The sequence below is a fragment of the Fictibacillus sp. Mic-4 genome, from assembly GCF_049843615.1.
In the GTDB taxonomy this organism is placed as follows: Bacteria; Bacillota; Bacilli; order Bacillales; family Fictibacillaceae; genus Fictibacillus_A; species Fictibacillus_A gelatini.
The window spans coordinates 20,899-29,790 of the sequence record NZ_JBBHZM010000039.1; the positions used below are offsets into that span (position 1 = coordinate 20,899).

Annotated in this window: 8 protein-coding genes and 1 pseudogene; 3 read left to right on the top strand and 6 right to left on the bottom strand. The window is 42.2% G+C overall.

All coding sequences use genetic code 11. From position 1 onward, the window contains the following. Positions 1–91 precede the first annotated feature (91 nt). Both WD019_RS18450 and WD019_RS18455 read left to right on the top strand, forming a co-directional pair. Positions 92–595, top strand: a complete 504-nt coding sequence (locus WD019_RS18450) for a hypothetical protein (protein WP_425712413.1) — start codon at positions 92–94, stop codon at positions 593–595. 43 nt (positions 596–638) lie between these two features. Then, positions 639–866: pseudogene (locus WD019_RS18455) on the top strand (GNAT family N-acetyltransferase); the annotation flags it as partial. 72 nt (positions 867–938) lie between these two features. Here the strand turns inward: WD019_RS18455 and WD019_RS18460 are convergent. From WD019_RS18460 to WD019_RS18485, 6 genes are all read right to left on the bottom strand, one after another. After that, positions 939–2,039 (bottom strand): acetyl-CoA C-acyltransferase, encoded by a 1,101-nt coding sequence (locus WD019_RS18460; protein ID WP_425712414.1) that lies wholly within the window; start codon positions 2,037–2,039, stop codon positions 939–941. Further along, positions 2,039–3,532 carry an AMP-binding protein gene (locus WD019_RS18465; RefSeq protein ID WP_425712415.1) on the bottom strand — a complete coding sequence of 498 codons (1,494 nt, stop codon included), beginning with the start codon at positions 3,530–3,532 and terminating at the stop codon, positions 2,039–2,041. The genes WD019_RS18460 and WD019_RS18465 overlap by 1 nt, the downstream gene beginning before the upstream one ends. Positions 3,533–3,602: 70 nt before the next feature. Then, positions 3,603–4,160, bottom strand: a complete 558-nt coding sequence (locus WD019_RS18470; RefSeq protein ID WP_425712416.1) for a biotin transporter BioY — start codon at positions 4,158–4,160, stop codon at positions 3,603–3,605. Between the two features lie 60 nt (positions 4,161–4,220). Beyond that, positions 4,221–5,519 carry a histidine--tRNA ligase gene (locus WD019_RS18475; RefSeq protein ID WP_425712417.1) on the bottom strand — a complete coding sequence of 433 codons (1,299 nt, stop codon included), beginning with the start codon at positions 5,517–5,519 and terminating at the stop codon, positions 4,221–4,223. 352 nt (positions 5,520–5,871) lie between these two features. Then, on the bottom strand, positions 5,872–7,104 hold the full coding sequence (locus WD019_RS18480; protein ID WP_425712418.1) for a GNAT family N-acetyltransferase: 1,233 nt from the start codon (positions 7,102–7,104) through the stop codon (positions 5,872–5,874). Positions 7,105–7,226: 122 nt separating this feature from the next. Further along, entirely contained in the window at positions 7,227–7,529 is a 303-nt protein-coding gene (locus WD019_RS18485; RefSeq protein ID WP_026679285.1) for a hypothetical protein, read from the bottom strand. A 205-nt stretch (positions 7,530–7,734) separates the two neighbouring features. On the opposite strand from WD019_RS18485, the gene WD019_RS18490 reads away from it, so the two are divergent. Continuing rightward, positions 7,735–8,553 carry a GDSL-type esterase/lipase family protein gene (locus WD019_RS18490; protein WP_425712419.1) on the top strand — a complete coding sequence of 273 codons (819 nt, stop codon included), beginning with the start codon at positions 7,735–7,737 and terminating at the stop codon, positions 8,551–8,553. Positions 8,554–8,892: the final 339 nt, after the last annotated feature.

Genomic DNA, 8,892 nt, shown 5'->3' on the forward strand with positions numbered 1-8,892 from the left:
AAGAACCAAAATTGGAAGGAGTTCATGTGAAAATGCATTAGAGCCTGATTCTATCAACTTGATCTTACAATAAACATGAAAGAACAGTGCAATGTTCATGATATTTTTGCTTCATAAAGGCGACGAATGGTGGGGTTACATTAATGCAAGCTATTATATTGGCACGATTGCAGGCGGATTGATAACATTGTATATGGCGAAAACGATTCAAAAAAATCTTATTCTCAGCATGGCAACGGGCTCAGTTTTTTTTAGCGCTTTTACTTTTCTTTATGGGATGAGCAGCTTTCCTGGCCTTTCACTTATACTGTGCGTGTTAATGGGGCCAGCTTACCAGGTTCGGGATGTCGCCCAGCAAACGGCATTTCAAACGAATATCGATGCAACATTGCTCCCCAAAGTTTATGCCAGCCGCAATGTCCTATTATCAACGATATCGAGCCTTTCTATTATTATTGTTGGGGCAATATCCGAGTACGCAGGGATCCGAATGGTCTATTTGTTCGGCGCCGGTCTTATTTGCCTCTCCGCCGGGCTATCTTTTGTTTTGCTAAAAACGAAAAATAAAGAAAACAGTTACTATCATTCACTGTAGAAACATTTATCTTTTATTGAGGAAATCACTATGATCCATGGTAAACAGCAAAGGCTATACTACAGAAGCTGTCAAACTGATCGTAGATTACGCCTTTAATGAGTTAAACCTGCATCGAATCGAGGCCGGTGTCATGCCCCACAATATCGCTTCGATCAGGGTATTGGAAAAAGCAGGGTTCCATAAAGAAGGGATTGCCTTGAAAAATGTTAAAATCAACGGAAAGTGGGAAGACCATCAAGTGCTTGCGATCATTAATCCTAAAGACTAAATATCCACGCTGCAAAGAGCCAGGGAACATCCCGGGCTCTTTTATTTTTTAGATCGTATCGAACTCTACCTCTTACTGCATATTTTCAAATAACGTGGCCAGTCCCATCCCGCCTCCGATTCCTAACGTTGCAAGTCCGAACTTTCCGCCCATTCGTTTCATTTCGGAGCAAAGCCTGGTAACAAGTATCGCACCGGAAGCCCCATACGGATGGCCGAACGCAATCGCGCCTCCGCCCCTATTTAATTTTTCAATCGGGATGTTTAACTCCTTGATGGAAGCGAGCACCTGAGCGGCGAATGCTTCGTTGAGCTCTACGAGATCAATGTCATCAACTGAAAGCCCATTTCGCGTAAGCAGCTGTTTAACTGCTGGCACCGGACCGACTCCGGGATAGTTCGGGTCGACTCCGGCAACGACTGAATCGATAAACCGTAATGCTGGCGTTAATCCAAGACTCTCCGCCTTTTTTTCTGACATAACAAGAACAACCGCAGCTCCATCATTCACGCCGCACGAGTTTGCTGCTGTTACCGTTCCTCCTTCTTTAAAAACAGGACGTGCCCGGCCGATCAGTTTTTTATAATTGGTGCGAAGATTGATCCCTTCGTCATGGAGAATACCGTTCATTGGCACAATCTCATTGATAAACCGGCCTTTTTGGGTCGAATCAATGGCCTTTTGGTAGCTTAAGAGGGCAAAATCGTCCTGTTCTTCCCTTGATACGTTATATTTTTCGGCAACGTTTTCCGCAGCCGCCCCCATATCGGGATCTCCAATGGAATCTGGGGAAAAACGGGCTCTCTTCGAAAATGGCGAAAGGCTTGAACTTTCAACACCGCCGGCAAGATAAATGTCTCCCGCACCTGATCGCACCAACCGGCAGGCGATGTTAATTGCCTCAAGACCCGACCCACATTGCCGGTCGATCGTTACTCCGGGAACGGAGAACGGGAAGCCGGCCGTCAAAGCTGATAACCTTGCCATATTCCCTCCAGGGCCGACAACATTGCCAAGAATCACATCAGAAACTACTTCAGGAGAGATCGAATATTGCTTTACCAGTTCTTTCATAACGGTAGCGGCAAGATTCTCTGGAGGCACGTTTTTTAAAATGCCGCCTTTTTTTCCGATAACGGTTCGTTTTGCCCCGATAATTACAGCATGATCCATCAAACCAATTCCTTTTTCAGTAAATCTTCTTTCAATTTTGCTCTAGCGGCCTTTCCGCTCGTCGTATAAGGAATCGAATCAACAAAAACAATGTTTCTTGGCACTTTATAATTGGCAAGCTGCGTCCGGCAATGCGCTTTAATTGTTCGCTGATCGATCGTATAGCCCTTTTTTACGACGATCACTGCGGTAATGATTTCTCCCCAATAGTTATCGTCGATCCCAAGGACAACTGCTTCCTCAATTTCGGGAAGTCGCAATATCGTCTTTTCGATCTCTTCTGGATAAACGTTTAACCCACCGTAGATCATCATGTTTTTTTCCCTGCCGACTAAATAAATATAGCCATCTTCGTCGCGCTTTGCCATATCGCCGACGGTTGCCCAGCCATGTTGCAGGACATTGTTCGTTTCCTCTTCATTTTCATAGTAGCCCATAAAGAGCTGCTCACTTTGCACATACAGCTTTCCAATTTCACCAATTCCGACTTCGCGTCCATTATTTTGAATCGAAAGGGTGACATTATGAAACGGCCGGCCGACTGAATCAGGCTTCCTTCTCGTATCTTCCGGACCTGAAAAAGTGACAAAACTGAGTTCAGAAGCGCCATAAAACTCGTATAAGTCCGACGATGGAAACATCATCTTCATTTTTCGTTTGGAATCTTTTTCCCATTTCGCCCCTGAAGATAAGATCTTCGTTAACGTATTGGTCGCGATCCCATCCGGACGATGTCTCAACAACGCTTCGAACATCGTAGGGACCATGTACATCGTCGTAATTGGATACGTTGATAAAAAGGAAAAAACACTTGCCGGAGAAAACTTTTTCAGTAAATAAACCGTTCCGCCGATAAACAACGTACTGATGGCGGCATATAAAAAATGGGAATGAACAAGCGGGCCAGGGACAAGAACATGATCTTTGTCCGAAATCCCGAATTCCTTCATGCTGCAATCAAAGCTTTTTACCCACGAGCGGTGGGAGCGGATGAATGCTTTCGGCGTTCCTGTTGTTCCCGAAGTAAATCCCATATAGAACGGTGCAGTATCCGGAACGTCTTCGTATGATTTTGATTCCGTTTCTCGGTTGTTGAGCCACTTCTGGAATTCGTCGGCCTTTCCGCCCAATACTATAACCTGTGTAGGTTCCGGCACTTTCTCTAGTTTCTTTTGCAACATGTGATCAACAATAAGAATATCGGGTTTCGCCAGCTTAAGGTTACTTTGAATTTCACCTGAACTCCATTTATAATCGAACGGAACTGCTATCCAGCCCGCTTGAGCCGCTCCAACAAAAAGCTGCAAAAACTCAACTGAATTATGTAATAGTATGGCGATCTTCCGCTCCTGTTTATCAGCATGGACAGAACGGAGCGCCACTTCTATTTTCGCCACAAGTTTTTTCCATTCCGCATATGTAATCCTTTTTTTATCTGTAACTACTGCGTAATGATCGGGTTTAGCATGTAAATACATATCGCTTATGAGCATAAGATGTCACCTCACTTTCAGCATATCATAGTATCAATGAAAAGAAGAAAAGGTTTGTCATTTGACAAACCTAAGCCGCGCTTGAAGGGCGTTTTTGATCGATCGACCATGATTTTCTTATTTTTGCAGACAGGTAGGCCGCAATAATCGCTTTCGCCAAATCCCCCGGAAGATAAGTAATTGCGCTAATGGCAGCCGCTTTGAGCCCGATATCTGCCACAAATGCCGTTACGGGGACCCCGCATAAGTATAAAAATAACGCACCACCTAAAAAATTAATGATAAACAATTTCCATACTGCAAGATTCTTTCCCGTGCGGGCCATTAATCCGATCAGCAGCGCCGCAATCGGGAAACCGAATAAATAGCCGGCACTCGGCCCAACAAAGACGGAAATACCGCCACGTCCACCCGCAAGTACAGGCGCCCCGACTGCTACGATAAGCAAAAATAAAACCTGACTCAACGCACCTAATCGGGCTCCGAGCACTGCACCGGATAGCATGACCCCGATTGTTTGTAGTGTAATGGGCACCGGCGTAAAAGGCAATGGAATTGGCGGGATAAAACCTAACACGCACATCAATGCGGCAAATAAAGCGATAAACATCATGTCTCGTAATTTCATGTATAAATTCCCCCTATTAGTTTTTATTATAAAAGGAACTTACACATTGTCAACTTCATTTTATATTAGGTTTACAAAATAATTTTCAAGTTGGTCCAGTGGCACCTTTTCTTGTATGCCAGTTTTCATTTGTTTTACCATCACTTTATTTTCTGTTCGCTCATTTTCGCCGAATAGGAGGACAAATGGGATGTTTTCTTTATTGGCATAATCAAGTGACTTCTTTAATCGTCTGCCTGTTAAATCAACTTCTGTTTTTATCCCTTTTTGGCGTAACCGCCGTGCGATCTTTAAACATTCTGTCGTTGTATCCATTGGAATGATATACACATCAATTAGCGCGACAGGGGCATCTTTCTTTTTGTCCTTTAAAGCGGTGTATATGACATCCAGGCCAAACGAAATGCCGACTGTCGGGTAGACTTTTCCGTTTTGCAGGAAGTTGCCGATAATCGCGTCATACCTTCCGCCGCTCCCTATACTTGATGTAATGGCTCCATCCGATAAAAAGATTTCGTAAACCGTTCCTGTGTAAATGTCCAATCCTCGTGCCAAAAACGGGTTAAAGACGGCTTTTTCTGCTATTCCGAGTGCCTCTAAATAAGCTGTTAATTCTTCAATTTCAGCCAGCCCTTCTTTCATTAACTCATTGGATGCTATACGTCGAAAGGAATTTATATTTTGTTCAGCAGCATCTTCTATAAATGTTTCAAGCGTTTTTACCGTTTCAGCCTCAATTTGCTTTTCCATTAATTCTTCCTTCACTCCGTCCGCTCCAATTTTTTCAAGCTTATCAAGGGTTAAAATGACATCGCTCGTTTGCTCCTCATTCACATTCAAGCTTTCTAGCCATCCAGAAAGAAGCTTACGGTTGTTAAATTGAATGGTTACATCAAGGTCAAGTTCATTAAAGACATCCAACGCCATCATCATAAGGTCTGCTTCGGCCGCCATTGATTGGATGCCGACCACATCAACGTCACACTGTTCAAACTCGCGGAATCGCCCTTTTTTCACCGGACCATCGCGAAAGACTTTTCCCATCTCATACCGTTTGAGCGGAAAACGCATTTCGGGATTCATTCCAATCACCTTCGCAAACGGAATGGTTAAATCATATCGCAATGCCAGTCGGCGCTCCCCCTGGTCAGTCAGTTGGTACACTTCTTTTAAAATTTCTGCCCCGCCTCCGTATTTTGACGCCATTAAATCAAAATAATTTAATATCGGTGTCTCCAATGGCCTTGCGCCATATATTTGAAAAACATCTTCCAGCACCCGTTTGATGCGGTTTCGCAGAGCCTGCTCTTGAGGCAAATAATCTGCTGTTCCCTTTACATTTTTTAAAACGGTTTCCATTCGTACATCCTCCTCTAGAAAATAAATGTAGAACTACGGACAATAAATGGCTCATTTTAGACAATATCGCCGACGGTTTAAATAATAAATCTTGAAATTCAGACAATAACACGCCATTTTGAGTAGAAAGAGCCCAATTAAAAAAGCCCTGCAAGTATAAAAATACCTGCAGGGCGCTAAGCTCGCAGGTACAACGGGAATAACCCTTGTACCTGCGAGAAAAATTTTTCCCGGGTCCAAGGGTTACGTGTGATGATGAAGTTGCATGAGGGTGATGATGTTATTCATTTCGAATACCTCCCACTGAATTGAACTTATCATACACTAATTCATCTAAAATTGAAAGACGATTTTAAAAACTTGTTGTACATATTGGCTTTTGCTCCACTTTAAACAGGTCGTTCAAACTATCGGAAAAGCGCTCATCAGAAATGGTGGCAAGTCCATACCGTAGCAATGCTTTAACATCTATTGCCCCCATGAGCAAGGAAGAGAAATCATCTATATTGATTCGAAGTTCTACTTTATATTCGGCATTTGCATCTACTATAGGCTTCCCGTCAGAAAATGTAATAATGACGCTCTGTGAATTTTCTGCAAGGAACGGGTCTTTTACTGTTAATTTCAGTGTGCCATTCATGTTATTAAAGTTTCTCTCCTGAATCGTTTGAAAAAACCGTTCGATATCGATGATTCGATACATCATCCCCCCTGCCGTCACGTGCGATTCCAGGTAAATGGACTCAAACGCGCTACTCTCTTCATTGCTCGCATCAGGGACGACATATCGAAAATGTTCATCTGTTGTCTGAATGATCACTCGTTTTATTTGATCTTTTTGAGAATGGAAGAAAGCCATCATTTCATTAAGAACTTGCGGTGATTCATAAATGAATTCCTTCACGAGAAGATCATTCACAAATGTTGCTTCGCTTTTGTATGTAAACGCCATATATCCTTTAATATTTTTTCCCTCTTTATAGGCGATAATGTGGTTGCCTTCTCTAAATAAGCTAGTCATGTTAGCGTCAATCCGCCCGGTCATCCCATTTGTTTTTTTGAACATTCGATTATAGCAAGAAGCTACCTCTTTCCGATTTTCATCCGTATCTTCAAGAAGAACGAGATGTTCGGTCCCGCAATATCTCGGGAAGCTTCCCGGTCTAATTTTATATTGTGAGATTTGTGTCCCATGACCGAACCCCATCTTTTTATAAAATCCCGTATCAAATGGATAAAGGGTGACGATTGAGATTCCTTTTTTCTTAAAAAAATAAAGCGACTGAAGCAATAGTTCTCTGGCAACACCTTGCTTGCGCTGCAAAATATCGACTGCAACAAGCCCAATTCCACCGGCTTTCACAATCGTGCCGGCCACGTTTAAATCGAACTCAATTAATCGGACGCCTGCAGCCAAACGATCACCTTTCATGATGCCGTATAATGCTTGATCATTTGATTCATTTATTTCATCCAGCCATCCCCTTAATTGTGAAGGTGGCGTTTTAAACCCGGGATACGCCGTTGAAATGATTTTCATATAGGCATCCAACTGCGTTTTGTCATGAAGCTTTTGAAATTCCACTTCCATCACTCCTTGCAACCACTATTATCTTTTCCAAGCATTCATTTATTCCATACGTTGTGGCATAAACCCTCTTTTTCATAAATAAAAAAGGAACCCCGGAGATTCCGGGATCCTGAAATTCACCATACGACCGGGCCATAGGGAGGAAGGCCGTAACCATAGCCATATCCGTATCCATAGTAAGGAGCTCCATAAAATCCGGGAGCTAATCCAAATCCGGCAATTGACCCTAATCCAAGACCTAAAAGGGTTCCGCCCAGAAATGGAAATATGCGCTCTTCTCCGCTCTGGATTGGCATCAAGTAAACCGTCTCCGGATCTACTCTTTTAATAACGCCTGTATGCACATTCCCATCGTGCAGCTTAATTTCAACCGGTTTACCAATATGTTGAACGCAAAGCTGATAGTAGTATTCTTTCAAAAAAAACCATCTCCTTCAAAGGAATTTGAAAACCCTCTCTTTACTATATGTCGAATGAAGAATGACGGCATGGACAAGTGTCTTTACGAAAGGAAGGATCAGGAATAAACAGGCTTGCCTGCCAATCGATCCATCAATCTCCTCATAACAATCGTTGAAACGGGAATATTATTGTATTACAATGATTATTCTGAAAGGTGGATTGATGTTGAAAAAAAGATATTGGTTTCTTATTAGTTTCCTCTGCCTTATCATCGCAGGTTTTGCATGGTTCTTTTATCCGCAAATGAAGATTTATTGGATAAAGTCTCACTCGGCCGCTCCTGTTACGACAAAAAATAAGACAAACGTCACCTATATAGATCATCTAAAAAATCTTAAAAAACCGACAATCCGGCACCTTATCCTTGGAGATTCCGTCGCAAAAGGAAAGGGTTCTACCGATGGCGGATTTGCAGCTATTGCAAGCAGGCAACTGGCCGACTTGACCGGCAAGAAAGTTCTAGTTGATAATCAAGGGGTTTCCGGTTTTACGAGCGCGGATTTGCTCCAATTTATTCAAGGGAGATTATTAAAAGAGAAAATTCAAAACGCTGACTTAATAACCATTAATATTGGCGGCAATGATCTTGTGAAAACGGCATTAAAGGACGGACCTGTCGAAGCGATTCAACATTATCAAACTGTTAAAGAAAACTATGCTGAACATTTGGATCAAATTTTTAATTTTATTCGGAAAGAAAACCCAAAAGCAATTATTGTTACTAATGAGTTGTATAATGCAATTGATTCGGATGAATCTTTTTATCCAGCAACCAAACGGCTCTTAAGTGACTGGAACTTAATCGCTTATGAAACAGCTGCCGACTATATGCCGACTGTCGTCATTCCGAGCAGTGAAGTGTTAACAACAGAAGACCGAAAGAAGTGGATCTATGATTCCATTCACCCGAACGAGCTCGGACACCGGCGAATCGCGAATGCGATGATCAAGATTTTAGAAATTCCTTTTTCAAAACAATAAAACGGCCCATCTACTACCAATAGATGGGTCACTTTTTATAAGTCTAGGACTTTTGTCGGGTCATAAAAATTGGAACATCCATTTAACTTTTCGAACATAAAATTATTGTAGCAAAATAATACTTACGAACTATTGGAAAACTTCGGAAAGGGGTAGCGTCAGGAAAATGCGGATTTACAACGTTAAGGAAATCAAAATATAAAAAGTCTAATTTCTCGGTGTTATAAGTGAAAAATTAGGCTTTAGTTACTTCATTAAAGCGCCTGATTGTTGAAGACTAAAGTTTATATTCACCAAGAAAATTGATGTGCTCTTATCCTAACAAATTTTATTTAGGAT